Below are 23,558 nucleotides of genomic sequence, written 5' to 3'. Positions count from 1 at the left end.
GAACTGGGGAATTTTTTTATCCACTTATTGAGTGCCACTGAATGATTGGCTCAATAAGGTGATTGCTATGAGAATTCCCGCTATTTTTAACCCATTTAAAAGTGCCCTCCATAAAATCAGCCCGCCAAAAGTCGAGGTACCTGCTGCGGGTACTGCAGGTAAGTACCTACCTGTTCCCCGTACGAACTTGACTAACGTTCCGTCTGATCCGCATCGAATGTTGGCTAATCAAAATTTCAAAAAACTCCTGTTGGATATGAAGAGCACTGGTGCCGCGGGGGCCAAGCTTCCTTCACATGCGCACCCTGCTCCAAAGACGATGGGTGATGTTGTACAAAACATGATCACGGCGGATCGCTTGGTCAAGGCGGGTGTTTTCAAGACCGGGCCAGACTTGAAAACGGTGACCCGCGACGCTTTTGTCAATGCCGCGGTCAATGGGCTGGTCAGCACGCCCCTGAGCATTGCGACCTATGCAGGCTCCGTCTGGAGCGGTGAGCAGATCAAGGGCGCGTTCTCCGCCAATACGCCCTTGTTGCCTGCGGCGCACCAGCCGGCACCCAGCCAACAGTCCAAAGGGGTGGCAGGCTTGGGCAATGAGCTGCCCAAGCCATCGGCGCAAGATCTGCAATTACGCCTGGAAAACGCAGAATTAAAGCTGCTGTTGACGGCTAATACCATCCAGTCATTTGCCGAAGGAGGTAAGGGGCTTGCGTTGGATAAGTCGGCAGGCTGGCCAACGGAGTCGAGTGCACGTCTTGATCACCTGGAAAAGTTATATGACGCCGCCGAAACTTCCTTGAAGGCGCTCGCCGAACATAACGAATTCATCTTCAAACCTTATAAGAATCCATTGCTGACGCCTGAAACTTCCATGACATCGCGCCTTGATGTGCTGGATAAAAGAAACAAAGTTATCCAGAAAATGATTGTTCGTATGCTTAATGTCTTGCAGGAAGAGGCGCCTCAGGAATCTGCGCAAGTCGTTTAATAATAGCGTTTGGTCGGGTACTGGTGGAGTGTCCGGGCATCGGACTCCGGGGGGAGGTGGCGGCAGCCTGCCAGGGCAAGCGCCGTGTGTAGGTAAAAGAGTGCCATTTGCCCCTCCCTGCGCTAACCTGCCTCGATGTTTTACGAGGTCGACTATGCACATTCATATTCTTGGTATCTGCGGCACATTCATGGGCTCGATGGCGGTTCTGGCCAAAGAGTTGGGCCATCATGTCACCGGCTCCGATGCCAACGTCTACCCCCCCATGAGCACGCAACTCGAGGCACAGGGCATCGAGCTGACCCAAGGCTATGACCCGTCGCAATTCGACCCGGTGCCCGACCTGGTAGTGATCGGCAATGCCATGTCCCGTGGCAACCCGGCGGTCGAGTACGTGCTCAATAAAGGTTTGCCTTATGTCTCCGGCCCGCAGTGGCTGGCGGACCATGTGTTGCAAGGCCGCTGGGTGTTGGCGGTGGCCGGCACGCACGGCAAGACCACCACCAGCAGCATGCTGGCCTGGGTGCTGGAGCATGCGGGCATGAGCCCGGGTTTCCTGATCGGCGGTGTACCGCAGAACTTCTCGGTGTCGGCGCGCCTCGGCGATACGCCGTTCTTCGTGATTGAGGCGGATGAGTACGACAGCGCGTTCTTCGACAAGCGTTCCAAATTCGTCCATTACCGCCCGCGTACGGCGATATTGAACAACCTTGAGTTCGATCACGCGGATATCTTCCCTGACCTGGCGGCGATCGAGCGGCAGTTCCATCATCTGGTGCGCACCATCCCGAGTGAAGGCCTGGTTATCCACCCGACCACTGAGCCTGCGTTGCAGCGTGTGATCGAGATGGGCTGCTGGACCCCGGTGCAAACCACCGGCGCGCACGGGCAGTGGCAGGTCAAACTGCTGAGCGACGACGGTTCAAGGTTTGAAGTGCTGTTTGAGGGTGAGTCCCAGGGCATTGTCGATTGGGGCATGACCGGCCAGCACAACGTCGCCAACGCGTTGGTCACCCTGGCGGCGGCACGCCATGTGGGCGTGGTGCCCTCCATGGGGATTGCCGCGTTGAGCGCTTTCAAGAGCGTCAAGCGCCGTATGGAAAAGGTCGCCGAGGTAAATGGGGTGACGATCTACGACGACTTCGCCCACCATCCGACGGCGATTGCCACCACCCTGGACGGCCTGCGCAAACGTGTTGGCGACGCGCCGATCATTGCCATTGTCGAGCCGCGCTCCAATTCGATGAAGCTTGGTGCGCACCGTGATGGCTTGCCGGAAAGCGTCAACGACGCCGATCAGGTGGTCTGGTACGCGCCGGCCAACCTGGGGTGGGACCTGCCGGCCATTGCGGCGCTGTGCACGGTGCCGTCGAAGGTCTGTGATTCGATCGAAGGCATCATCGAACACGTCAAGCAACGGGTCACGCCTGGCACTCACGTCGTGGTGATGAGCAACGGCGGTTTTGGCGGCCTGCACGGTAAATTGGCCGAGGCGCTGAAATGAGCGGCCCCGAGCGCGTCACCCTGGCGATGACCGGCGCCTCCGGCGCGCCCTATGGGCTGCGCCTGCTCGATTGCCTGGTACGCGAAGACCGTGAAGTGCACTTCCTGATCTCCAAGGCGGCGCAGTTGGTGATGGCGACCGAGACCGATGTCGCGCTGCCGGCCAAGGTCCAGACGATGCAGGCGTTCCTCACCGAATACACCGGTGCGGCGGCGGGGCAGATCAAGGTCTACGGCAAAGAAGACTGGATGTCGCCGGTCGCCTCCGGCTCCGGCGCGCCGGCCGCGATGGTGGTGGTGCCGTGTTCCACCGGTACCTTGTCGGCGATTGCGACGGGTGCTTGTAACAACCTGATCGAGCGGGCGGCGGATGTGACGCTGAAGGAGCGCCGCCAGTTGATCCTGGTGCCACGCGAAGCGCCGTATTCGAGCATTCACTTGGAACACATGCTGAAGTTGTCGAACATGGGCGTGACCATCTTGCCGGCCTCGCCAGGCTTTTATCACCAGCCGCAGACCATCGATGACCTGGTGGATTTCGTGGTGGCGCGCATTCTGAACCTGCTGAATATTCCCCAGGACATGCTGCCACGTTGGGGTGAACATCATCTGAGCAGTGATGAATAAGGCGCTGTTGCTGTTGCTGGCGCTGCAACTGACGGGCTGCGCGACCGCACGCACGCTGGATGCGGCGCAACCTGGCGCGCCGGTAGTGTATGCCGGCACGCGCTTGGACCTGTATGCAATGAACGGCGGTTGCTGCGCCAAGGACCGGTTTGGCGCTGAGGCCCCGGCTTATCCTGGCGTGGACCTACCGGCAAGCGCGGTCCTGGATACGCTGCTGTTGCCACTGTCGGTGTTGACGGTACTGGGCGTGGGATTCAACGCAACGGGTGGCCTCTGACCCGAGTCTTCAAAACACCACAAAACCATTGTGGGAGGGGGCTTGCTCCCGATAGCAGTGTGTCAGTCAGCTTATCTGTAACTAACCTGCCGCTATCGGGAGCAAGCCCCCTCCCACAGGGTTTTGTGTTGCCAGGTCTTTAAATGGGTTATTTGCCGAGCGTGCGCAGCTCATCCGACTTCAGCACTCGCACTCCATCCCTGGCATGGATCTACCGGCAAGCGCAGTCTTGGATACGCTGTTGTTGCCACTGTCGGGATCTTCAAAACACCACAAAACCATTGTGGGAGGGGGCTTGCTCCCGATAGCAGTGTGCCAGTCAGCTTATCTGTAACTGACCTGCCGCTATCGGGAGCAAGCCCCCTCCCACAGGGTTTTGTGTTTTCAGGTCTTTAAGTGGGTTATTTGCCGAGCTTGCGCAGCTCATCCGACTTCAACCCGCACTCTCCCTGGCATGGATCTACCGGCAAGCGCAGTCTTGGATACGCTGTTGCTGCCACTGTCGGGGACTTCAAAACACCACAAAATCATTGTGGGAGGGGGCTTGCTCCCGATAGCAGTGTGCCAGTCAGCTTATCTGTAACTGACATACCACCATCGGGAGCAAGCCCCTTCCCACAGGGTTTTGTGTTTTCAGGTCTTTAAAAGGGTTATTTGCCGAGCTTGCGCAGCTCGTCCGACTCCACCACCCGCACGCCATCCTGCTCTTCCAGCGCCAGACGCCACATGGCGCGGGCCAGTTCACAGACTTCGATGCCGCGGTATTTGCCCGGGATCAATCGCGACAATGGCCCGGCCAATTGTTCGGCCAATCGCGGCTCCAGGCGCTCCCCCAGCAATAGCGAAGGCCGCACGATGGTCAGTTGCGGCCAATCCTGTGCCTTCAACGCCAGCTCCATTTCGCCTTTGACCCGGTTGTAGAAAATCGAGGATTTCGGGTCGGCGCCAATGGCGCTGATTACGATCAAGTGGCGCGCGCCCAATTCCCGTGCGCGCTTGGCAAAGGCCACCACCATGTCCAGGTCAACGGCGCGAAAGGCGGCTTCCGAGCCCGCTTGCTTGATGGTGGTGCCCAGGCAGCAGAAGGCGATATCCACCTGGCCGCCCAGTTGCGGCAGGAACACGGCGGGATCGCCGACAGGGTTCTCCAGGCGCGGGTGTTCGGCCAGGGGTTTGCGGCTCGGCGCCAGTACACGGGTCACCGTAGGCTCGTTGAGCAAGCGGTCGAGCAAGTGCTCACCGGTCAGCCCGGAAGCTCCGGCCAACAGGATATGTTGAGGTGTCAGGTACATGGTGTTTCCCCCCTTGTTACACGTTACAGCTTAGTTGCCTTTGGCTTCCTTGCTATTCATTGAGACGCTTCCGAGCGCCTTTCGGGCCTGCTGTTTACGTAAGAGTTGCCAATGGGCAATCACGCCTTTGGGGGCCCACATCTGCGGTTCCGAGGCTTCGAAGTTGTCAGCTTGTTCGCGCTCGGCCACGTGTAGTTGTGCCAGCTTGAACGCGTGTTGTAAATCGTCGGTCTGGTTGAAAGCCTGTACGAAAAGGGCATCGCCAAAGTAGGTAAAGTCTGCTTCTTCTGAGCAGCCGAAGGACACGCGATCGGCGCGCGAAGCGGTCATGATCAAGGTGCGTTCATCCTTGAGTGCCGGAATGAAGCCGCCGGAATAGCAGGCGGAGATCACGATGATCTTGTCACGGTTTTTCAGCGGCTCGAGCACGGCGGCCAATTCGTCGGCGGGCAGGTCGGCCAGTTCCATGCGCGGCTGGTCCAGCACGAACTCGTGTTCGTGGGTGCCGTGGCTGGTCATGTAAATGAACACCAGGTCTTCCGGCCCGGTGCGTTCGGCCAGGGTCTGCACGGCGCGGCGCAGGCTCTCGCGAGTGGCCAGCGGGCGGTCGGTGATATGGTCGCGGTGGTTGACCAGGCGAATCTGCCCTCGCGCACCGAAGCGGCTGGCGAGCATATTGCTGACGTAGTCGGCTTCGCGCAGGAACACGCTTTGCTTGCCATCGCCGGCGATGGCTAATGTGTAAAGCTCGACGGCGGGCGTGGAGGGTGGCACCGCCGCGAGTGCCGCCTCGAGCAAGCGGCCTTGGGCCAGCACGCCGATTTCCAGCGGGTCGGGCAGCAGCTTGCCGTCGGCATCACGCACGCGCATGCCGTTGACCCAGGTGCCGGCCTGTACCGTGCCGTCGGTGAGGACGAGGGTGCCTTTGCCTTGATAGTTGTCGCTGTCGAAACCACCGATATAGAAGCTGCCATCGGTGAGGTTCAGGCGACCCTCGCCGGTAAAGCGCCATTCGCTGAACTGGCCCACATAGTGGCTGCCATCGATGCCGATCAGCTCGCCCTTGCCGCTCAGTGCGCCTTCCTTGAACTGGCCGATCCACACGTCGCCGTCGGCGTTTTCATAGCGGCCTTTGCCGTTGAGCTGGTTCTGCTTGAACTGGCCGACATAGATATCACCGTCGGCGCTGTTGAAGGTGCCATTGCCTTCGAGCTGGCCATCCACGAAGTGGCCGCTGAACTGGTTGCCGCTGTCGTCGTTGCGCTGGCCTTCGCCATTGGGTTTGCCGTGGGCGAACTGCCCTTGGTACTGGCTGCCATCAGCCAGCTCGAGGCGACCGAGGCCGGAATACTGGTCATCGAGGAACTCGCCGCGATAGGTCATCTGCCCTTCTTTGAGGGTGCCTTCGCCGTTGCGTCGACCGTTTTTGAACCCGCCGACGTAGCTGCTGCCCGGGGTGGTCAGGCTGCCCTGACCGTCGAACAAGCCTTGCTTGAACTGGCCTTTATAGACCTCGCCGTTGCTGCCATGCCATTCGCCCTGGCCGTGCCACTGGCCCTTGTCGAAATGGCCGGCGTACCAACTGCCGTTGGGGTAGTCCACACGGCCCTGGCCTTGCAACAAACCGTCGACCACATCGCCACGATAGCGGCCGCCATCGGGCAGGCGCGCATCGGGCGGCAACAGCGATTCGCCGTCTCCGCAAGCGGTGAGCAACAGGGCAAGGGCAAGGGGAGCAAGTGGGCGCATAGCGGGATCCGGATAATTGAGCGCCGAGTATGCCGCAGCTGCGAGGTTCATACATAAATTTACATACACTGTGGCAAGGTTTATCACCTCACCACAGGCACGCCGTTACACGAAGCAGAGTGACAACGACTCGGCGATGTAAGCGGGTTTTTCCTGGCCTTCGATTTCCAGGGTGGCGGTGGCTTTAAATAGCCATTGGCCAGGTTTCTTCTCGGTGACGTCGGTGAGGGTGACGTTCAGGCGGACCTTGGAGTTCACTTTCACCGGCTGGATGAAACGTACGCTGTCCAGGCCATAGTTGACCGCCATCTTCAGGCCCTCGGGCATGATCAGGATGTCTTCCATCAGCTTGGGCATCAGCGACAGCGACAGGAAACCGTGGGCGATGGTGCTGCCGAACGGTGTCTGGGCGGCCTTGACCGGATCGACGTGGATGAACTGATGATCGCCCGTGGCTTCGGCGAACAGGTTGATACGCGCCTGGTCGATGGTGAGCCATTCGGAACGTCCCAGTTCCTTGCCGACATAATCTTTGAGCTGCGCTACAGGTACATAGGGCATTGCGACTCTCCTTGGTTCATCGGTTTTTTATAGGGGGCCAGATCCATGGTAGATCATCATGGGCAATCAGCTCGGTCAACCCACCATGCCTTTGGCGAATGCCGGAGCATAGGGCGGGCATGCTTATAATGCGGGCGAGTCTTGAGGGGGGAGAGAGCTGATGCTGTTACGTGGCCTGACCTGGCTGGTGCTGTTTCAATTGATCGGTACGGCGATCAACCACTTGCTGTTGCCGGTGCTGCCGGGGCCGATCATTGGCTTGCTGCTGATGCTGGGGTTCCTGATCTGGCGCGGTGAAGTCGGCGAGCCCCTGAGCCTGGCGGCCGGCAGCCTGTTGCGTTACTTGCCGCTGCTGCTGGTGCCGCCGGCGGTGGGGGTGATGGTGTACGCCAAGGACATTGCCGCCGACTTCTGGGCCATCGTCGGAGCGCTGGTGGTGTCGTTGGTGATCGCCATGGGCTTTGTCGGCCTGCTGACGCAACAGCTGGTCAAGCGTAAGGAGAAGGACCAATGACCTTCGACTGGGCGGGCGCGTGGGCGGCGGTGATTCATCATCCGTTATTCGGTATCGGCATCACCCTGGGCGCCTATCAACTGGTGTTGGCCGGTTTCGAGAAAACCCGCTGGATCTTCTTGCAACCCGTGCTGGTCTCCATGTTGCTGGTGGTCGCGGTGCTGCTCACCTGTGGCCTGAGTTACACCGAATACCGCAAGAGCACCGAGATCATGGGCATCCTGCTCGGCCCTGCGACCGTCGCCCTGGCTGTACCGCTTTATCTGAATTTGCGGCGGATTCGCCAATTGTTCTGGCCGATTTTTACTACGCTGGTGGTAGGCGGGGTATTGGCTACCGGCCTGTGCGTGTGGCTGGGCTGGTGGTTTGGTGCCGAGCATATGATGCTGATGACCATGGCACCCAAGTCGGTGACTTCACCGATCGCCATGCTGGTGGCTGAGCAGATCGGCGGCGTGGCGGCGTTGGCGGCGGTGTTTGTGCTGATCACCGGAGTGATCGGCGCGATGATCGGGCCGGCGTACCTCTCGGCACTGGGCGTGCGCAGCCCTGAGGCGCGTGGCATGGCCCTGGGCATGACCGCCCACGCGGTGGGCACGTCGGTGGCCTTGCAGGAAAGCGAAGAGTGCGGCGCCTTTGCGGCGCTGGCCATGAGTCTGATGGGCGTGGCCACGGCGGTTTTCTTGCCGTTGGCCGTGTCGGTGATCGTTTAAACCGGGGTTAAGGAAACCTTTATGAGTCTGGCGCTGTTCCCGCTCAATACCGTGCTGTTCCCTGGCTGCACCCTCGATTTGCAGCTGTTCGAGGCGCGTTACCTGGACATGATCAGCCGTTGCATGAAACGGGGCGAAAGCTTCGGCGTGGTGTGCATCCTCGATGGCAAGGAGGTCGGCCAGGCGCCCGACGGTTACGCGCTGATCGGCTGTGAAGCGTTGATCCGCGACTTCAAGCAGCAGGACAACGGCCTGTTGGGCATTCGTGTCGAAGGCGGGCGGCGTTTTCGCGTGCGGGAGGCCGGTGTGCAGAAAGACCAGTTGCTGGTGGCCGAGGTGCAATGGCTCGAAGAGCTGCCGGACCAGCCGCTGGAAGAGGAGGATGCAGACCTGCTGGCGCTGCTGCAGGCCCTGGCCGAACACCCGATGGTTGCCTCGCTGGACATGGGCACCCAGGCCGAGGGCCAGCAGGCCCTGGGCAATCAACTGGCTTATCTGCTGCCGTTCACCGAGGCGGACAAGGTCGACCTGCTGCAACTCGACGATCCGCAACAACGGTTGGATGCCATCCAGATGTTGCTCGACGAGTTGCAGGGCGAACTTTTCGCTCAGTAGGCGTAGCGCAGCAGGGCGCTGGAGGTGCCGGTGAAGGCGATGACACTCAGCACCGCCACGATCACCGGCAACAGCAACCACCAGGTTTTTTGCGGCATGGCGGGCAGCGGGCTGCGGTATTGGCTGGCGGTCAGGCTCAAGGCACACACGCTCATCGCCAGCAGCGTGCCGGCCAGAATATCCGTTGGCCAATGCGCGCCCAGGTAAACCCGTGACAGCGCGATGAATGCGGCGGGAATGCAGCCCAGCAGCAGCCAGGTCAGGCGCAGGCGTGTGGGTTGGCCGCGACCGGCCAGCACGGCCAGGGCGAGGAAGAACGCAAATGAACCTGAGGCGTGCCCGCTGGGCATGCTGAAACTGGTCAAGGGGTCGGTGAGGATTTCAGGGCGGCCACGAGCGAAAAACAACTTGGTGCCCGTGTTGATCACCGCCGCCCCGGCCAAGGTCGCGCCGACGAACAGGGCATGGCGCCATTGCCGCGCCAAGAACAGCAGGCCGGTGAACACGGCGCTGGCGACAAACATCTTCTTGAACTCGCCCAACTGGGTGACCATTACCATGGCCTCGTCCAGCCACGGGCTGCGGTGTTCCTGCACCAGTGCGCTCAAGCCCTGATCGAACGCGTCGAGGTGCGGGTAGCCGATAAACAGTGCAACCAATAGCGTCAGGCTGGCGCAGCCTATCCACAAAGTGGCACGACGATGGCCGCGCAAGCTGGCGTTCAAGCTCAGCCCCAGCAGCACCGCGAGACAGGCGGCGACCACCCCGGCTTGGGGCCAGAAGCCTTCGGGCAGCGGCAAGCGGAACGCTGCGCCCGTCGCCCAGCCCGGCAACAGGTAGGCCACCGACCAACCTGCCGCCGCCACAAGGCTCACGGCGGCGAAGCGTGGGAAGGGCATGTCGCACATGCCGGCCACCATCGGCAGCATGGGGCGCAACGGGCCTATGAACCGTCCTACCAACAGACTGGCGATGCCGTACTTGTGGAAATAGGTTTCGGCACCGTTCATCCATTCTGGATGGTGACGCAGGCCGGGCAGGCGCCGGATATTCTGATGGAAGTGCCGGCCCAGGTAGTAGGAAACCCCATCCCCCAGCAAGCCGCCGAGGAAACCCAGCAACAGGGTTTCACTCAAGGACAGCGCGCCGCTGCCCGCCAGCGCGGCAATCGCAAACAGCAACACCGTGCCGGGTACGATCAGCCCGGCAATGGCCAGGCACTCCACGCACGCGACGACAAACACCGCCACCGCCAGCCATTCGGGGTTCAGCGTCAGCCAGCCGGTAATGCTATCGAGCCATTGGCTCATAAATCCTCACTCCCACATGTCTTGTTCACAATAAAAAATAATCGCGGCCTTCGGCCTGGCCCCGGCGCAGCGGGTTCCGCGTGCAATAAGCGGCATAGCCGGCATCGACAAAGCGGTACATCAGGTGTTCGTCGCGCCCGCTGGGTATGCCCAGGCGAGTGGTCTGGAGGATATGCGTCGGCGCCTGGCCGACGTCTTCCACGTAGAGCGATTGCGGGTCAAAACGTTTTGCGTCCCACATCGGCACTTTCAGGCCCAGCGCTTTGCACAGCAGGGTCTGGCCGGCGCACAGCTTGTGCGAGGGGCGCGGGTGGCCGTTGGCGTCCGGGTTGTTCAGCAGCATCTGCGCCAGGCTGGCCGGGCCGGACACTTCGTCGACCCAGGGATAGGCCGATTTGATCAGCACGGCATTGCCGGGGCCCTTGGCGCTGAAGTTCAGCGAATCGCCACCGCGGGCGTAATACATATAGATATGACCACCATCCAGAAACAAAGCCTTACGCTTTTCTGTGTAGCCCAGTGAGGCGTGGCTGCCTTTTTCGGCCACGTAGTAGGCTTCGGTTTCAATAATTCGCGCTGAAAGCCAGAGATCGCCGACGCGATGACGTATGACTTTTCCGAGTAAATCGCGCGCAAGCATTTGCGCGTCGCGGTCGAAAAAGCTGTCGGGCAGCGCGCTGGCAGGGTGTTCGGGCAAAAAAATCGACATGGCGGTAGGGGGGAATACGGCTAAATGTGACGGAATCATAACAACTCCCACCTTAATTACCGCTGAACCTCGGATTTTTACAGTTCATTTCGACCATCCGCCCCTCACCGCTGTCAGTCGAGCGGCGTCACAGCTATAATCTGCCGCTTTCCTCCCTGCCAAGACTCCCTGACTATGACTGAGTCCGTTCTTGACTACATGACCCGCCTGGGTCGCGCTGCCCGTCAGGCCTCGCGATTGATCGCCCGTGCGAGCACCGCGCAGAAGAACCGCGCCCTGTTGGCCGCCGCCGATGCTCTGGACGCCTCGCGCTCCGAGCTGACCGCCGCCAACGAGCTGGACCTGGCCAACGGCCGCGCCAATGGCCTTGAGCCAGCCCTGCTGGACCGCCTGGCGCTGACCCCGGCGCGTATCGACGACATGATCGAAGGCCTGCGTCAGGTGGCCAAGCTGCCTGACCCCATCGGTGAAATCCGCGATATGCGCTACCTGCCGTCCGGCATCCAGGTCGGCAAGATGCGCGTGCCCCTGGGCGTGATCGGCATCATCTATGAGTCGCGCCCGAACGTGACCATCGACGCCGCGAGCCTGTGCCTCAAGTCCGGGAATGCCACCATCCTGCGCGGCGGTTCCGAGGCGATCAATTCCAACCGCGCCATTGCCGCGTGCATTCAGCAGGGCCTGGCAGTGGCCGAGTTGCCGGCCGAAGTGGTGCAAGTGGTGGAAACCACCGACCGCGCTGCCGTGGGTGCGCTGATCACCATGCCGGAGTTTGTCGATGTTATCGTGCCACGGGGTGGCAAGAGCCTGATCGAGCGTGTCAGCCGTGATGCCAAGGTGCCAGTGATCAAACACCTGGACGGCGTGTGCCACGTGTTCATCGACGTCGCCGCCGATATCGACAAGGCCATCCGCATTGCCGACAACGCCAAGACCCACCGCTACGCCCCGTGCAACACCATGGAAACCCTGTTGGTGCACGCCGGCATTGCCGAGCGCGTGCTGCCGCCGCTGGCTGCCATTTACCGGGACAAGGGCGTGGAACTGCGCGGTTGTGTGCGTACCCGTGCGTTGCTGGGCGCGGACGTGATCGAAGCGACCGAGCTGGACTGGTACACCGAATACACCGCGCCGATCCTGTCGATCAAGATTGTCGACGATCTGGACGAGGCTATCGAACACATCAACACCTACGGTTCCAAGCACACCGACGCCATCGTTTCCGAGCATTTCAGCGATGCCCGGCGTTTCCTCAACGAAGTGGACTCCGCTTCGGTGATGATCAACGCCTCGACGCGTTTTGCCGACGGCTTCGAGTATGGCCTGGGGGCGGAAATCGGTATCTCCACCGACAAGCTGCACGCTCGTGGTCCGGTGGGCCTGGAAGGCCTGACCAGCGAGAAATACGTGGTGTTCGGCGACGGTCATGTGCGCACTTGATGACTAAACGCATCGGGCTGCTCGGCGGTACCTTCGACCCCGTGCACATCGGCCATTTGCGCAGCGCGCTCGAAGTCGCGGATGCCCTCGCGCTGGATGAGCTGCGCATGATGCCCAACGCACGGCCGCCGCATCGCGATACGCCGCAGGTGTCACCGCAGCAGCGCCTGGAAATGGTGCGCCTGGCGGTGGAGGGCATTGCGCCGCTGGTGATGGACGACCGCGAGCTCAAGCGCGATAAACCGTCCTACACTGTTGACACCCTGGAGCTGATGCGCGCCGAGTTGGCCGCGGATGACCAGTTGTTTCTGCTTTTGGGCTGGGACGCATTTTGCGGCCTGCCCTCTTGGCATCGCTGGGAGGAACTCCTCCAGCATTGCCACATCCTGGTTTTGCAACGCCCGGATGCCGACAGCGAACCGCCGGATGCTTTGCGCAACCTGCTGGCCGCGCGGTCGGTAAGTGACCCCTTGGCCCTGACCGGGCCGAACGGGAATATTGCATTCGTCTGGCAGACCCCGCTTGCGGTGTCCGCCACCCAGATCCGTCAACTGCTGGCCAGCGGGAAGTCGGTACGTTTCCTGGTGCCTGACGCGGTCCTGGCCTACATCGATGCGCACGGGCTTTACCGTGCGTCGAACTGAAAAGGCGCGCTTGAACGCACGCACAGTCGTGCAGCAAGCGCCCGAACATACGAGCAAAACGAGTTTTATATGACGAACAAAGACGTAAGCAAAGTTAAGCGCAAAGGCACCTTCAAAAGCGCGCCGTTGCCGGTTGAAGCCCATGTTGGCCCGGAGCTGGCCGGCGAAGAGCTGGTAAAGGTTGCCGTGGCTGCCCTGGAAGACGTCAAGGCCCAGGACATCCAGGTGCTGGACGTACGCGACAAGCAAAGCATCACCGACTTCATGATCATCGCCACCGGTACTTCGAACCGCCAGATCGGCGCGATGCTGGACAAGGTCCGCGAAGCCGTCAAAGCCCAGGGCGTGAAGCCGCTGGGTGAAGAAGGCAAGGGCGACAGCGACTGGGTGCTGCTGGACATGGACGACGTGATCGTTCACATGATGACGTCCAACGCCCGCCAGTTCTACGACCTGGAGCGTCTGTGGAAAGGCGCCGAGCAGAGCCGCGCGGCTGACGGCAAGCACCACAGCCCGGAAGTGGGCCACGCACACTTCGACAAGCTCAACAAAGACCAGGAATAAGGAACGGCTGTGCGCCTGCGTCTGATCGCTGTCGGTTCACGCATGCCCAAGTGGGTGGAAGAAGGCTGGCACGAGTATGCCAAGCGTCTGCCCGCTGAGCTGTCGCTGGAACTGGTGGAAATACCGCTCAATACCCGGGGCAAGAATGCCGACGTGGCTCGCTTTATCCGTCAGGAAGGCGAAGCCATGCTGGCCAAGGTCGGCCCCAACGAGCGCATCGTCACCCTCGAAGTGCACGGCAAACCCTGGAGCACCGAGCAGTTGGCGGTGGAGCTGGATCGCTGGCGCCTGGACTCGCGCACCGTCAACTTCATGGTCGGCGGCCCCGAAGGGCTGGCCCCGGAAGTCTGTGCGCGGGCCGACCAGCGCTGGTCGCTGTCGGCGCTGACGTTGCCGCACCCGTTGGTAAGGATCCTGATCGGTGAACAGCTGTATCGCGCCTGGACAGTGCTGTCCGGGCACCCTTACCACAAATAGTCTGCGCCCCTCCCGATGACCCAGCCGATCCGCATCAAGGACCACGAGAAAGACGCACGTCTGGTACGTTCGCGGGTGGTGTTTGGTGCGATTCTGGTGGTCGCCCTGCTGGGTGTGCTGATTGCGCGCCTGTATTTCCTGCAGGTGATCCAGTACGACTATCACTCCACGTTGTCGGAGAACAACCGGGTGCATGTGCAGCCGATTCCGCCGACCCGTGGCCTGATTTTCGACCGCAATGGCGTGGTGGTGGCGGACAACCGACCCAGCTTCAGCCTGAGCATGACCCGCGAGCGTTCCGGCGACTGGCAGCAGGTCCTCGATGTGATCGTCGAGGTGCTGCAACTGACGCCGGAAGACCGGGCGATCTTCGAGAAGCGCATGAAACAGGGGCGTCGGCCATTCGAGCCGGTGCCGATCCTGTTTGAGCTGACCGAAGAACAGATCGCGCGGATCGCGGTGAACCAGTTCCGCCTGCCGGGTGTGGAAGTGGTGGCGCAGTTGGTGCGGCATTACCCGCAAGGGCCGCACTTTGCCCACTCCGTAGGCTATATGGGGCGGATCAACGAGAAAGAGCTGAAAACCCTCGACCCGGTCAATTACAGCGGTACTCACCATATCGGCAAAACCGGTATCGAGCGCTTCTACGAGCCCGAGCTGCACGGCCAGGTCGGTTACGAAGAAGTCGAGACCAACGCTCGCGGCCGGGTGCTGCGGGTGCTCAAGCGTACCGATCCGGTGCCGGGCAAAGACATTGTGTTGAGCCTGGACATCAAGCTGCAGGAAGCGGCTGAGATGGCGCTGGGTGGGCGTCGTGGCGCCGTGGTAGCGCTGGACCCGAAGACAGGCGAAGTGCTCGCGATGGTCAGCCAGCCGAGCTTCGACCCGAACCTGTTTGTCACCGGGATCAGCTTCAAGGCCTACGCCGAGCTGCGCGACTCCATCGACCGGCCGCTGTTCAACCGCGTGCTGCGCGGCCTGTACCCGCCGGGTTCGACGATCAAGCCCGCCGTGGCAATTGCCGGCCTGGATGCTGGTGTGGTGACAGCCTCCAGCCGTGTGTACGACCCCGGCTATTACATGCTGCCCAACTACGATCACAAATACCGTAACTGGAACCGTACCGGCGACGGCTATGTCGACCTGGACACTGCGATCATGCGTTCCAACGACACTTATTTTTACGACCTGGCCCACAAGCTGGGGATCGATCGCCTGTCTGCCTATATGAGCAAGTTCGGCCTCGGTCAGAAAGTCTCCCTGGACATGTTCGAAGAATCCCCCGGCCTGATGCCGTCGCGGGAGTGGAAGCGTGCGACCCGTCGCCAAGCCTGGTTCCCAGGTGAAACCCTGATCCTCGGTATCGGCCAGGGTTATATGCAGGCCACGCCTTTGCAACTGGCCCAGGCGACGGCGCTGGTGGCCAACAAAGGGATCTGGAACCGCCCGCATCTGGCCAAGACCATCGAAGGCGAGAAGCCCGTGGATGAAAACCCGATCCCGGACGTCGTGCTGCGCGACTCGTCCGATTGGACCAAGGTCAATCACGGCATGCAGCAGGTGATGCACGGCGCCCGCGGTACCGCGCGCAAGGCGGCAATCGGCGCGCAATACCGCATCGCTGGCAAGAGCGGTACGGCCCAGGTGGTCGCGATCAAGCAGGGCGAGAAATACGACCGCTCCAAGGTTCAGGAACGCCACCGTGACCACGCCTTGTTTGTCGGTTTCGCCCCGGCGGACGACCCGAAGATCGTGGTGGCCGTGATGGTCGAAAACGGTGAGTCCGGTTCCGGCGTTGCCGCGCCCGTGGTGCGCCAAGTGATGGACGCCTGGTTGTTGGCCGACGACGGCAGGCTCAAGCCCGAATATGGTGGCCCCCCTTCAAGCCCCGAGGTTACGGCCCGTGAAGAGTAATTTTGACCGCATCCTCTCCAGCGACGATGTGATGCGTCGCCGTGCGACGCTGCTGCAGCGCATGCACATTGATGGCCCGTTGTTGATCCTGCTGCTGACCCTGGCGGCCGGCAGCCTGTTCGTGCTGTATTCGGCCAGCGGCAAAAACTGGGATTTGCTGATCAAACAAGCGTCCTCGTTCGGCCTGGGTCTGTTGTCGATGGTGGTGATCGCCCAGCTGGAGCCACGGTTCATGGCGCGCTGGGTGCCGCTGGGTTACGTGGCCGGTGTGTTGCTGCTGGTGGTGGTGGATGTGATGGGGCATAACGCCATGGGTGCGACCCGCTGGATCAACATTCCAGGGGTGATTCGCTTCCAGCCGTCGGAATTCATGAAGATCCTGATGCCGGCGACCATCGCCTGGTACCTGTCCAAGCGCACCTTGCCGCCGCAGCTCAAGCATGTGGGCATCAGCCTGATCCTGATCGGCGTACCGTTTATCCTGATCGTGCGCCAACCCGACCTTGGCACCTCGCTGTTGATTCTCGCGGGTGGTGCGTTCGTGCTGTTCATGGGCGGGCTGCGCTGGCGCTGGATTCTCAGCGTATTGGCTGCCGCCATCCCCGTGGCCGTGGCCATGTGGTTCTTCTTTATGCACGATTACCAGAAGCAACGGATCTTGACCTTCCTCGATCCGGAAAGCGACCCGTTGGGCACCGGCTGGAACATCATCCAGTCCAAGGCGGCTATTGGCTCGGGTGGCGTATTTGGCAAGGGTTGGTTGCTGGGCACCCAGTCGCACCTGGACTTTTTGCCGGAAAGCCACACCGACTTCATTATTGCGGTGATGGGTGAAGAGTTCGGCCTGGTGGGCATCTGCGCGCTGTTGCTGATCTATCTGCTGCTGATCGGTCGCGGGTTGGTGATTACCGCCCAGGCGCAGACGCTGTTCGGTAAATTGCTGGCCGGCAGCCTGACCATGACTTTTTTTGTTTACGTTTTCGTCAACATCGGTATGGTCAGTGGCCTGCTGCCGGTGGTTGGGGTGCCGTTGCCGTTCATTAGCTACGGCGGAACTTCGCTGGTGACATTGCTGTCAGCGTTTGGGGTTTTGATGTCGATTCATACGCATCGCAAGTGGATCGCACAGGTTTGAATAAGGTGAAGATGTCAATGCAAGTAATGCGCGGCTGGGCGACTCGGCACGCGTCCTGGATGGGCCTGATCGGGCTGCTGGGCGCGACGCAGGAGGCGCTGGCCGGTGACTACGATGGTTCACCCCAGGTTGCCGAATTTGTCGGTGAAATGACCCGCGACTACGGTTTCGCGGGCGAACAGCTGATGGGCGTGTTTCGCGAAGCCCAGCGCAAGCAGGCGATCCTCGACGCGATTTCGCGCCCCGCCGAACGCGTGAAGCAGTGGAAGGAATATCGTCCCATGTTCCTCACCGATGCCCGCGTGGCACGTGGTGTGGACTTCTGGCGTCAGCACGAGGCCGTACTGGCCCGCGCCGAGCAGGAATACGGTGTGCCGGCCCAGGTCATCGTTGCGATCATCGGCATTGAAACCTTCTACGGGCGCAATACCGGCAGTTACCGGGTGATCGACGCCTTGTCGACCCTGGGTTTCGATTACCCGCCACGCGCCGAATTCTTCCGTAAGGAGCTGCGCGAATTTCTCTTGCTGGCTCGCGAAGAGCAGGTTGACCCGTTGACCCTCAAGGGTTCCTACGCCGGCGCGATGGGCCTGCCGCAATTCATGCCGAGCAGCTTCCGGACTTATGCAGTGGATTTCGACGGCGATGGCCACATCAATATCTGGAGCAACCCCGACGACGCGATTGGCAGCGTGGCCAGCTACTTCAAGCGCCATGGCTGGGTGGCCGGCGAACCCGTGGTGATTCGTGCCGATGTGACCGGCGATCGCGCCGATGAAGGCCTGACCCAGGGCATCGAGCCTGCCAAGACGGTCGGGGAGTTGCGGGCGCTGGGCTGGTCGAGTCAGAATGCGCCACGCGATGATATGCCGGTGACGGCGTTCCGCCTGGAAGGTGAAAATGGCCCGGAATACTGGATGGGCCTGAAGAATTTCTACGCAATCACGCGTTATAACCGCAGCGTGATGTACGCCATGGCCGTGCATCAGCTGTCAGACATGCTGGTCCAAGCACGGGGCAACAAGTAATGCGGGTATCGCCGTTCAATAAACCGCTCAAGCTGGTGGCGTTTGCCGCGTTGTCCTTGCTGGTTGTCAGTTGCTCCTCCACGACCAGTCGCGCACCCGCGTCGAAGGGCGGGGCTATCGTCCGCGCCCAGCCGGGCCTGGACATCAACCGCGCGCATAAAGATGGCGCACCGTGGTGGGATGTCGATGTTTCGAAGATCCCGGACGCCACCCCAACCCTGCACACCGGCCCGTACAAGGCCAACCCCTATACCGTGCTGGGTAAAAACTACTTCCCGTTGCAGGAATCCAAGAGCTACTCGCAAACGGGTACGGCGTCCTGGTACGGCACCAAGTTCCATGGCCAGAACACCGCCAATGGCGAAGTGTATGACCTGTACGGCATGAGCGCGGCCCACAAGACCTTGCCGCTGCCCAGCTATGTGCGTGTGACCAACCTGGACAACAACCGCACGGTGATCCTGCGGGTCAATGACCGGGGGCCGTTCTATTCCGACCGGATCATCGACCTGTCCTACGCGGCCGCCAAGAAGCTCGGTTATGCCGAGACCGGCACGGCGCGGGTGAAGGTCGAAGGTATCGACCCGGCACAGTACTGGGCCCAGCGTGGCAAGCCGGCGCCGTTGATGCTCAACGAACCGCAGACGCCACAGCCACAGGTCACCGCTTCGGCCGGCAAGATCGAACAGTGGACGCCGCCGCCGGCGCAGCACGCACCGGATACCGTGGTTGTACCGCGTGCCGCACCCGGCGCCTCGATGGCCGGCGGGCAATACCTGCAAGTGGGCGCTTTCGCCAACCCGGACGCGGCGGAACTGCTAAGGTCGAAACTCAGCGGTATGGTCAGGGCGCCGGTATTCATCAGCTCCATCGTGCGTAACCAGCAGACCCTGCACCGTGTGCGCATGGGCCCGATCGGCTCGCCGAGCGAGGTTGCGCAAGTACAGAACAGCGTGCGTCTGGCCAACCTGGGGCAACCCAGCGTGGTCACCGCAGAGTAAAAGTAAGGGATTGATGGCTTGGGCCCGCACGCGGGTTCGAGCCTTGGTTGTTGGCTCGTTGAACAATAAAAACCCAGGGGCAAGGGGTGAGCGGGCAACCGAACACGCGACAGTCTGGAAGCGGGCTGTCTGAATAGTTTTGCCCGCGAGGGCAAGTTTTTATAAGCAATTTCGAGAGACGGATGAACATCACCACCTTAGCCAAACGCACGTGCCTGCTTCTTTCGCTGATCATCACCCCGGCCGCCTGGGCGGCTGAGATGGTGCCGGCTTCCCCGCAACTGGCCGCCAAGGCCTGGGTCCTCATGGATGCCGCCAGCGGCAACGTGCTGGTCGAGAGCAACGGTGACGAACGCCTGCCACCGGCCAGCCTGACCAAGCTGATGACGGCTTACATCGCGACCCTGGAAATCCGTCGCGGCCAGATCGGCGAGAACGACCCGGTGACCGTCAGCGAAAACGCCTGGCGTACCGGCGGTTCGCGGATGTTCATCAAGGTGGGTTCGCAGGTGACTGTCAGTGACCTGCTGCACGGCATCATTATCCAGTCCGGTAACGACGCCAGCGTCGCCCTGTCCGAGCACATCGCCGGCAGCGAAGATGCATTCGCCGACCTGATGAACAAGACCGCCGGCGACCTGGGCATGACCAATAGCCACTTCATGAACCCGACCGGCCTGCCGAACCCTGAGCACTACTCCTCGGCGCATGACATGGCGGTACTGGCTCGTGCCATCATCCGTGTCGACCCGGTTCACTACGCGATCTACTCCCAGAAAGAATTCTTCTGGAACAACATCAAGCAGCCTAACCGCAACCTGTTGCTGTGGCGTGACAAGACCGTCGACGGTCTGAAAACCGGCCACACCGACGAAGCCGGCTACTGCATGGTGTCGTCCGCTGTACGTGATGGCCAGCGTCTGATCGCTGTAGTCTTCGGTACCAACAGCGAGCAGGCTCGTGCGGCCGAGACGCAAAAACTGCTGACTTACGGCTTCCGTTTCTTCGAAACCCAGACCTTCTACAAGAAGGGTGCCGAGCTTGCGACCGCGCCGGTGTGGAAAGGCGCCACTTCTCAGGTCAAGGCCGGCCTGGCTGAAGACCTGACCCTGACCATGCCGAAAGGCCAGCTGAAAAAGCTCGCCGCCAGCATGACCATGAATCCGCATCTGGTTGCGCCAATCGCCAAGGGCGACGTGATCGGTAAGGTCGAAGTGAAGCTGGACGACAAAGTGGTGCACAGCGCCGACCTGATCGCTCTGGACGCCGTCGATGAAGGTGGTATCTTCCGCCGCGTGTGGGATAGCATCCGTCTATTCTTCTACAGCTTGTTCAACTGATAGTGTGCACCTGCAAAGCCCCGTGTCGACCCGACACGGGGCTTTGCCCGTCGCCACGGCTTACGCTTACGAGGCCGTTACGCCATGACCGATAAAGAAGTAAAGGCGCCAAAGATCGAATTCCCAGTGACTGATTATCCAGTCAAAGTGATCAGCGATACCGGTGTAGGCAACAAGGACAAGATTCTCGAGATCGTGCGTAAACACGCCACGATCAACGACAACCGGGTGGACGAGCGTTCGAGCACCAACGGTAAGTACACCACGATCCAATTGCACATCGTTGCGACGGATCAGGACCAGCTCTACAACATCAACAGCGAACTGCGGGCCACCGGCTTCGTACACATGGTGCTGTGATGTCGCAGGTCCTGGGCTTTCGCGAGCTCGGCCGGATGGACTACGAGCCCGTCTGGCATGCCATGCAGCGCTTCACCAACGAACGCGGTACCTCGGCTCCCGACGAAGTCTGGCTGGTGGAACACCCGCCGGTGTTCACCCAGGGCCAGGCCGGCAAGGCCGAGCATCTGCTGCTGCCGGGTGATATTCCGGTGGTGCAGGTCGACCGAGGTGGCCAGGTGACTTACCATGGGCCTGGTCAACTGGTGGCTTACCTGCTGCTGGACGTACGCAAGCTGGGTTTCGGCGTACGCGATCTGGTCAGCCGCATGGAGGCTTGCCTGATCGAGCTGTTGGCCAGTTACGGCGTGACGGCCGCGGCCAAGCCCGATGCGCCGGGTGTGTACGTGCAAGGCGCGAAAATCGCTTCGCTGGGGCTGCGTATTCGTCATGGGTGTTCCTTTCATGGCCTGGCCCTGAACGTGGACATGGACCTGGCGCCGTTTCGCCGGATCAACCCGTGCGGTTACGCCGGGCTGGCCATGACCCAATTGAGCGAGCATGCCACACCGATTAAATTTGCCGAGGTAAGTGCCCGGCTGCGTGCGCAGCTCGTCAAACACCTCGACTATGCTGAGCAGACGACCCTGACGGGCGGAATCGACTGATTATGACTACTGATGCAGTGCAAACCATGATCCCGACGGTGGACGTTACCGAACGTCCGGCCCCGGCCCCGCGTGCCAAGGTGGAAGCCGGCGTCAAGCTGCGCGGCGCCGAGAAGGTTGCACGCATCCCGGTGAAGATCATCCCGACCACCGAACTGCCGAAGAAACCTGACTGGATCCGCGTGCGCATCCCGGTTTCCCCGGAAGTCGACCGTATCAAGTCCCTGCTGCGCAAGCACAAGCTGCATAGCGTGTGCGAAGAGGCCTCCTGCCCGAACCTGGGCGAATGCTTCTCCGGCGGCACCGCCACCTTCATGATCATGGGTGATATCTGCACCCGTCGTTGCCCGTTCTGCGACGTTGGCCACGGCCGGCCGAAGCCATTGGACGTCAACGAGCCGGAAAGCCTGGCCATCGCCATCGCCGACCTGCGCCTCAAGTACGTAGTGATCACTTCGGTAGACCGTGACGACCTGCGCGACGGCGGTGCCCAGCACTTTGCCGACTGCATTCGTGAAATCCGCAAGCTGTCGCCGAACGTGATGCTGGAAACCCTGGTGCCGGACTACCGCGGCCGTATGGACGTAGCGCTTGAAATCACCGCTGCCGAGCCGCCGGATGTGTTCAACCACAACCTTGAAACCGTGCCACGCCTGTACAAGGCCGCACGTCCTGGTTCGGACTACCAGTGGTCGCTGACCCTGCTGCAGAAATTCAAGCAGATGATGCCGCACATTCCGACCAAATCCGGCCTGATGCTCGGCCTGGGCGAGACGGACGAGGAAGTGATCGAAGTCATGAAGCGCATGCGCGAGCACGACATCGACATGCTGACCCTGGGCCAGTACTTGCAACCGTCGCGCAGCCACCTGCCGGTGCAGCGTTTCGTGCACCCGGACACCTTCGCCTGGTTCGCCGAGGAAGGTTACAAGATGGGCTTCAAGAACGTGGCTTCCGGCCCGTTAGTACGCTCCTCGTACCATGCCGATGAGCAGGCCAAGCTGGTCAAGGCAAGCCTGGTTTCCTGATAGGGATTCAGACCCAATGTGGGAGGGGGCTTGCTCCCGATAACGGAGTATCAGGCAGCTTATGTGCTGCAGATGTACCGCTATCGGGAGCAAGCCCCCTCCCACATTTCGTTGCGTGTCAGTTAGGGAGAGTTGTGTATGACCGTAGCCGTTCCAGCCCTGCGTTCCGAAGGCACCATTGCCCTGATCGCACCCGCCGGCCCCGCCGCGCTGGATGTCGAAAAAGCCGGCCAGTGGATGCGTGCCCGCGGGTACCAACTGCGAATCTTCCCTGGGGTCTATGAGCGCGACGGCTACCTTGCCGGCAGCGATAAAACCCGCCTCAACGATCTTCACAAGGCGTTTGCCGACCCTGACATCGACGCGATCTTCTGCCTGCGCGGCGGCTACGGCACGCCCCGGCTGCTCGATAGCATCGATTTCGACCTGCTACGCACCCACCCCAAGCCTTTCGTGGGCTATAGCGACATTACCGCGCTGCACCTGGCAATCAGCCGTTACGCGGGGTTCGTGACCTTCCATGGCCCCATGCTCAATGCCGACCTGTTGGGAGACAAGCTGCCACCTACCGAGTCTTCATTGTTCGCCATGCTGCGCGGCCAACTGGGCACCGGCAGCGTGCTGGCGCACCCGGTGGCCTACCCGTTGAGCACCGTCTCGCCGGGCATTGCCTGCGGGCGCTTGCTGGGCGGCAACCTGTCGATGATCGCGGCAGTGATGGGCACGCCTTACGAGATCGAGGCTGAGGGCATCATCCTGTTGATCGAAGACGTCAATGAGCCCCTTTACCGGATTGACCGGCTGCTGACCCATTTGCGCCTGGCAGGCAAGTTGGCCCAGGTCGCCGGCGTGCTGGTGGGGGATGTCGCCGGGGTGGATCAAGCGGCGTTAGAGCGCCTGCTGAAGCAAACCTTCGAGCCGCTGTGCATTCCGGTGCTGTCCGGCTGGCGCAGTGGGCATTGCGATCCGAACCTGACACTGCCGATGGGCGCGTTGGTACGGTTGGATGCGGGGGAGCAGCGGGTGGTGTTGGAACAGGATGTGGTGTTTAAACCCTGAAACCGCCATCGGGAGCAAGCCCCCTCCCACAATGACGGTGTTCACAAATTCAGATATGTG

Annotated in this window: 27 protein-coding genes; 22 read left to right on the top strand and 5 right to left on the bottom strand. The window is 61.2% G+C overall.

Going from position 1 to position 23,558, the window contains the following annotated elements; genetic code table 11:
* The first annotated feature begins 67 nt into the window (after window positions 1–67).
* The 6 genes from DK870_RS08445 to DK870_RS29965 all read left to right on the top strand — a co-directional run bounded on the left by DK870_RS08445 (window position 68) and on the right by DK870_RS29965 (window position 3,981).
* The gene (locus DK870_RS08445; protein WP_218580454.1) at window positions 68–991 is read left to right on the top strand and encodes a hypothetical protein; all 924 of its coding nucleotides are present in this window, start codon (window positions 68–70) and stop codon (window positions 989–991) included.
* A 154-nt stretch (window positions 992–1,145) separates the two neighbouring features.
* Window positions 1,146–2,495, top strand: a complete 1,350-nt coding sequence (gene mpl, locus DK870_RS08440; protein ID WP_090365629.1) for a UDP-N-acetylmuramate:L-alanyl-gamma-D-glutamyl-meso-diaminopimelate ligase — start codon at window positions 1,146–1,148, stop codon at window positions 2,493–2,495.
* Window positions 2,492–3,121: a flavin prenyltransferase UbiX gene (gene ubiX, locus DK870_RS08435; RefSeq protein ID WP_060754740.1), complete on the top strand. Its 630-nt coding sequence runs from the start codon at window positions 2,492–2,494 to the stop codon at window positions 3,119–3,121. Before mpl ends, ubiX begins: the two co-directional genes overlap by 4 nt.
* Window positions 3,114–3,398 (top strand): YceK/YidQ family lipoprotein, encoded by a 285-nt coding sequence (locus tag DK870_RS08430; protein WP_060754739.1) that lies wholly within the window; start codon window positions 3,114–3,116, stop codon window positions 3,396–3,398. Before ubiX ends, DK870_RS08430 begins: the two co-directional genes overlap by 8 nt.
* 205 nt (window positions 3,399–3,603) lie before the next feature.
* Complete coding sequence (locus tag DK870_RS29970) at window positions 3,604–3,732, top strand: YceK/YidQ family lipoprotein (RefSeq protein WP_372241666.1); 129 nt, start codon at window positions 3,604–3,606, stop codon at window positions 3,730–3,732.
* Window positions 3,733–3,774: 42 nt separating this feature from the next.
* Window positions 3,775–3,981, top strand: a complete 207-nt coding sequence (locus tag DK870_RS29965) for a YceK/YidQ family lipoprotein (RefSeq protein ID WP_372241665.1) — start codon at window positions 3,775–3,777, stop codon at window positions 3,979–3,981.
* Window positions 3,982–4,048: 67 nt separating this feature from the next.
* Here the strand turns inward: DK870_RS29965 and DK870_RS08420 are convergent, their stop codons facing one another.
* From DK870_RS08420 to DK870_RS08410, 3 genes are all read right to left on the bottom strand, one after another.
* Window positions 4,049–4,690, bottom strand: coding sequence for an oxidoreductase (locus DK870_RS08420; RefSeq protein WP_060754738.1), 642 nt, complete (start codon window positions 4,688–4,690; stop codon window positions 4,049–4,051).
* 30 nt (window positions 4,691–4,720) lie between these two features.
* Window positions 4,721–6,439: a C13 family peptidase gene (locus DK870_RS08415; RefSeq protein WP_161548433.1), complete on the bottom strand. Its 1,719-nt coding sequence runs from the start codon at window positions 6,437–6,439 to the stop codon at window positions 4,721–4,723.
* 105 nt (window positions 6,440–6,544) lie between these two features.
* A complete protein-coding gene (locus DK870_RS08410; RefSeq protein WP_003194496.1) occupies window positions 6,545–7,000 on the bottom strand; it encodes a MaoC family dehydratase in 456 nt (151 codons plus the stop codon).
* Between the two features lie 160 nt (window positions 7,001–7,160).
* Between DK870_RS08410 and DK870_RS08405 the strand changes: the two genes are divergently transcribed.
* Genes DK870_RS08405 through DK870_RS08395 form a run of 3 tightly spaced genes read left to right on the top strand, consistent with a single transcriptional unit; the run spans window position 7,161 to window position 8,842 of the window.
* Complete coding sequence (locus tag DK870_RS08405) at window positions 7,161–7,514, top strand: CidA/LrgA family protein (protein WP_161548432.1); 354 nt, start codon at window positions 7,161–7,163, stop codon at window positions 7,512–7,514.
* A complete protein-coding gene (locus DK870_RS08400; protein WP_161548431.1) occupies window positions 7,511–8,227 on the top strand; it encodes an LrgB family protein in 717 nt (238 codons plus the stop codon). The genes DK870_RS08405 and DK870_RS08400 overlap by 4 nt, the downstream gene beginning before the upstream one ends.
* A gap of 21 nt (window positions 8,228–8,248) precedes the next feature.
* Window positions 8,249–8,842: an LON peptidase substrate-binding domain-containing protein gene (locus DK870_RS08395; RefSeq protein WP_060754733.1), complete on the top strand. Its 594-nt coding sequence runs from the start codon at window positions 8,249–8,251 to the stop codon at window positions 8,840–8,842.
* Here DK870_RS08395 and DK870_RS08390 read toward each other — a convergent pair.
* Together DK870_RS08390 and DK870_RS08385 are read right to left on the bottom strand one after the other, a co-directional pair.
* A complete protein-coding gene (locus DK870_RS08390; RefSeq protein WP_161548430.1) occupies window positions 8,836–10,152 on the bottom strand; it encodes a bifunctional DedA family/phosphatase PAP2 family protein in 1,317 nt (438 codons plus the stop codon). The genes DK870_RS08395 and DK870_RS08390 overlap by 7 nt on opposite strands.
* Before the next feature lie 25 nt (window positions 10,153–10,177).
* The gene (locus DK870_RS08385; protein WP_161548487.1) at window positions 10,178–10,861 is read right to left on the bottom strand and encodes a DNA-3-methyladenine glycosylase; all 684 of its coding nucleotides are present in this window, start codon (window positions 10,859–10,861) and stop codon (window positions 10,178–10,180) included.
* 174 nt (window positions 10,862–11,035) lie between these two features.
* Between DK870_RS08385 and DK870_RS08380 the strand changes: the two genes are divergently transcribed.
* The 13 genes from DK870_RS08380 (at window position 11,036) to DK870_RS08320 (ending at window position 23,498) form a co-directional block, all read left to right on the top strand.
* Window positions 11,036–12,301, top strand: a complete 1,266-nt coding sequence (locus DK870_RS08380; RefSeq protein ID WP_104996065.1) for a glutamate-5-semialdehyde dehydrogenase — start codon at window positions 11,036–11,038, stop codon at window positions 12,299–12,301.
* Window positions 12,301–12,945 (top strand): nicotinate-nucleotide adenylyltransferase, encoded by a 645-nt coding sequence (nadD, locus tag DK870_RS08375; RefSeq protein WP_060754729.1) that lies wholly within the window; start codon window positions 12,301–12,303, stop codon window positions 12,943–12,945. The genes DK870_RS08380 and nadD overlap by 1 nt, the downstream gene beginning before the upstream one ends.
* 69 nt (window positions 12,946–13,014) lie before the next feature.
* Window positions 13,015–13,509, top strand: coding sequence for a ribosome silencing factor (gene rsfS / locus DK870_RS08370; RefSeq protein ID WP_003176298.1), 495 nt, complete (start codon window positions 13,015–13,017; stop codon window positions 13,507–13,509).
* A gap of 9 nt (window positions 13,510–13,518) precedes the next feature.
* The gene (rlmH, locus tag DK870_RS08365; RefSeq protein WP_003176297.1) at window positions 13,519–13,986 is read left to right on the top strand and encodes a 23S rRNA (pseudouridine(1915)-N(3))-methyltransferase RlmH; all 468 of its coding nucleotides are present in this window, start codon (window positions 13,519–13,521) and stop codon (window positions 13,984–13,986) included.
* A 15-nt stretch (window positions 13,987–14,001) separates the two neighbouring features.
* The gene (mrdA, locus tag DK870_RS08360) at window positions 14,002–15,900 is read left to right on the top strand and encodes a penicillin-binding protein 2 (RefSeq protein WP_161548429.1); all 1,899 of its coding nucleotides are present in this window, start codon (window positions 14,002–14,004) and stop codon (window positions 15,898–15,900) included.
* A gap of 31 nt (window positions 15,901–15,931) precedes the next feature.
* Window positions 15,932–17,035, top strand: a complete 1,104-nt coding sequence (rodA, locus tag DK870_RS08355; protein WP_057703348.1) for a rod shape-determining protein RodA — start codon at window positions 15,932–15,934, stop codon at window positions 17,033–17,035.
* Window positions 17,036–17,052: 17 nt separating this feature from the next.
* Window positions 17,053–18,063 (top strand): lytic murein transglycosylase B, encoded by a 1,011-nt coding sequence (gene mltB / locus DK870_RS08350; protein WP_161548428.1) that lies wholly within the window; start codon window positions 17,053–17,055, stop codon window positions 18,061–18,063.
* Window positions 18,063–19,064: a septal ring lytic transglycosylase RlpA family protein gene (locus DK870_RS08345; RefSeq protein ID WP_060754726.1), complete on the top strand. Its 1,002-nt coding sequence runs from the start codon at window positions 18,063–18,065 to the stop codon at window positions 19,062–19,064. Before mltB ends, DK870_RS08345 begins: the two co-directional genes overlap by 1 nt.
* Before the next feature lie 182 nt (window positions 19,065–19,246).
* On the top strand, window positions 19,247–20,404 hold the full coding sequence (locus tag DK870_RS08340; protein WP_060754725.1) for a D-alanyl-D-alanine carboxypeptidase family protein: 1,158 nt from the start codon (window positions 19,247–19,249) through the stop codon (window positions 20,402–20,404).
* Between the two features lie 84 nt (window positions 20,405–20,488).
* Window positions 20,489–20,764 carry a DUF493 domain-containing protein gene (locus DK870_RS08335; protein ID WP_090365645.1) on the top strand — a complete coding sequence of 92 codons (276 nt, stop codon included), beginning with the start codon at window positions 20,489–20,491 and terminating at the stop codon, window positions 20,762–20,764.
* Window positions 20,764–21,411, top strand: a complete 648-nt coding sequence (gene lipB, locus DK870_RS08330; protein WP_104996062.1) for a lipoyl(octanoyl) transferase LipB — start codon at window positions 20,764–20,766, stop codon at window positions 21,409–21,411. Before DK870_RS08335 ends, lipB begins: the two co-directional genes overlap by 1 nt.
* A 26-nt stretch (window positions 21,412–21,437) precedes the next feature.
* Window positions 21,438–22,439 carry a lipoyl synthase gene (lipA, locus tag DK870_RS08325; protein WP_161548486.1) on the top strand — a complete coding sequence of 334 codons (1,002 nt, stop codon included), beginning with the start codon at window positions 21,438–21,440 and terminating at the stop codon, window positions 22,437–22,439.
* 138 nt (window positions 22,440–22,577) lie between these two features.
* Window positions 22,578–23,498: an LD-carboxypeptidase gene (locus DK870_RS08320; protein WP_090365650.1), complete on the top strand. Its 921-nt coding sequence runs from the start codon at window positions 22,578–22,580 to the stop codon at window positions 23,496–23,498.
* Window positions 23,499–23,558: the final 60 nt, after the last annotated feature.

Source organism: Pseudomonas sp. Q1, assembly GCF_009935975.1.
GTDB lineage: Bacteria > Pseudomonadota > Gammaproteobacteria > Pseudomonadales > Pseudomonadaceae > Aquipseudomonas > Aquipseudomonas palleroniana.
Note: the sequence above shows the minus strand (reverse complement) of the source record. Positions and strands in the feature narration are given on the sequence as shown.

What these genes read in the sequence shown, in the direction of transcription:
- DK870_RS08445 (WP_218580454.1), top strand. Translation starts at nt 68, where the DNA reads ATGAGAATTCCCGCTATTTTTAACCCATTTAAAAGTGCCCTCCATAAA.
- mpl (WP_090365629.1), top strand. Translation starts at nt 1,146, where the DNA reads ATGCACATTCATATTCTTGGTATCTGCGGCACATTCATGGGCTCGATG.
- ubiX (WP_060754740.1), top strand. Translation starts at nt 2,492, where the DNA reads ATGAGCGGCCCCGAGCGCGTCACCCTGGCGATGACCGGCGCCTCCGGC.
- DK870_RS08430 (WP_060754739.1), top strand. Translation starts at nt 3,114, where the DNA reads ATGAATAAGGCGCTGTTGCTGTTGCTGGCGCTGCAACTGACGGGCTGC.
- DK870_RS29970 (WP_372241666.1), top strand. Translation starts at nt 3,604, where the DNA reads ATGGATCTACCGGCAAGCGCAGTCTTGGATACGCTGTTGTTGCCACTG.
- DK870_RS08420 (WP_060754738.1), bottom strand. Translation starts at nt 4,690, where the DNA reads ATGTACCTGACACCTCAACATATCCTGTTGGCCGGAGCTTCCGGGCTG.
- DK870_RS08415 (WP_161548433.1), bottom strand. Translation starts at nt 6,439, where the DNA reads ATGCGCCCACTTGCTCCCCTTGCCCTTGCCCTGTTGCTCACCGCTTGC.
- DK870_RS08410 (WP_003194496.1), bottom strand. Translation starts at nt 7,000, where the DNA reads ATGCCCTATGTACCTGTAGCGCAGCTCAAAGATTATGTCGGCAAGGAA.
- DK870_RS08405 (WP_161548432.1), top strand. Translation starts at nt 7,161, where the DNA reads ATGCTGTTACGTGGCCTGACCTGGCTGGTGCTGTTTCAATTGATCGGT.
- DK870_RS08400 (WP_161548431.1), top strand. Translation starts at nt 7,511, where the DNA reads ATGACCTTCGACTGGGCGGGCGCGTGGGCGGCGGTGATTCATCATCCG.
- DK870_RS08395 (WP_060754733.1), top strand. Translation starts at nt 8,249, where the DNA reads ATGAGTCTGGCGCTGTTCCCGCTCAATACCGTGCTGTTCCCTGGCTGC.
- DK870_RS08390 (WP_161548430.1), bottom strand. Translation starts at nt 10,152, where the DNA reads ATGAGCCAATGGCTCGATAGCATTACCGGCTGGCTGACGCTGAACCCC.
- DK870_RS08385 (WP_161548487.1), bottom strand. Translation starts at nt 10,861, where the DNA reads ATGTCGATTTTTTTGCCCGAACACCCTGCCAGCGCGCTGCCCGACAGC.
- DK870_RS08380 (WP_104996065.1), top strand. Translation starts at nt 11,036, where the DNA reads ATGACTGAGTCCGTTCTTGACTACATGACCCGCCTGGGTCGCGCTGCC.
- nadD (WP_060754729.1), top strand. Translation starts at nt 12,301, where the DNA reads ATGACTAAACGCATCGGGCTGCTCGGCGGTACCTTCGACCCCGTGCAC.
- rsfS (WP_003176298.1), top strand. Translation starts at nt 13,015, where the DNA reads ATGACGAACAAAGACGTAAGCAAAGTTAAGCGCAAAGGCACCTTCAAA.
- mrdA (WP_161548429.1), top strand. Translation starts at nt 14,002, where the DNA reads ATGACCCAGCCGATCCGCATCAAGGACCACGAGAAAGACGCACGTCTG.
- rodA (WP_057703348.1), top strand. Translation starts at nt 15,932, where the DNA reads ATGCGTCGCCGTGCGACGCTGCTGCAGCGCATGCACATTGATGGCCCG.
- mltB (WP_161548428.1), top strand. Translation starts at nt 17,053, where the DNA reads ATGCAAGTAATGCGCGGCTGGGCGACTCGGCACGCGTCCTGGATGGGC.
- DK870_RS08345 (WP_060754726.1), top strand. Translation starts at nt 18,063, where the DNA reads ATGCGGGTATCGCCGTTCAATAAACCGCTCAAGCTGGTGGCGTTTGCC.
- DK870_RS08340 (WP_060754725.1), top strand. Translation starts at nt 19,247, where the DNA reads ATGAACATCACCACCTTAGCCAAACGCACGTGCCTGCTTCTTTCGCTG.
- DK870_RS08335 (WP_090365645.1), top strand. Translation starts at nt 20,489, where the DNA reads ATGACCGATAAAGAAGTAAAGGCGCCAAAGATCGAATTCCCAGTGACT.
- lipB (WP_104996062.1), top strand. Translation starts at nt 20,764, where the DNA reads ATGTCGCAGGTCCTGGGCTTTCGCGAGCTCGGCCGGATGGACTACGAG.
- lipA (WP_161548486.1), top strand. Translation starts at nt 21,438, where the DNA reads ATGATCCCGACGGTGGACGTTACCGAACGTCCGGCCCCGGCCCCGCGT.
- DK870_RS08320 (WP_090365650.1), top strand. Translation starts at nt 22,578, where the DNA reads ATGACCGTAGCCGTTCCAGCCCTGCGTTCCGAAGGCACCATTGCCCTG.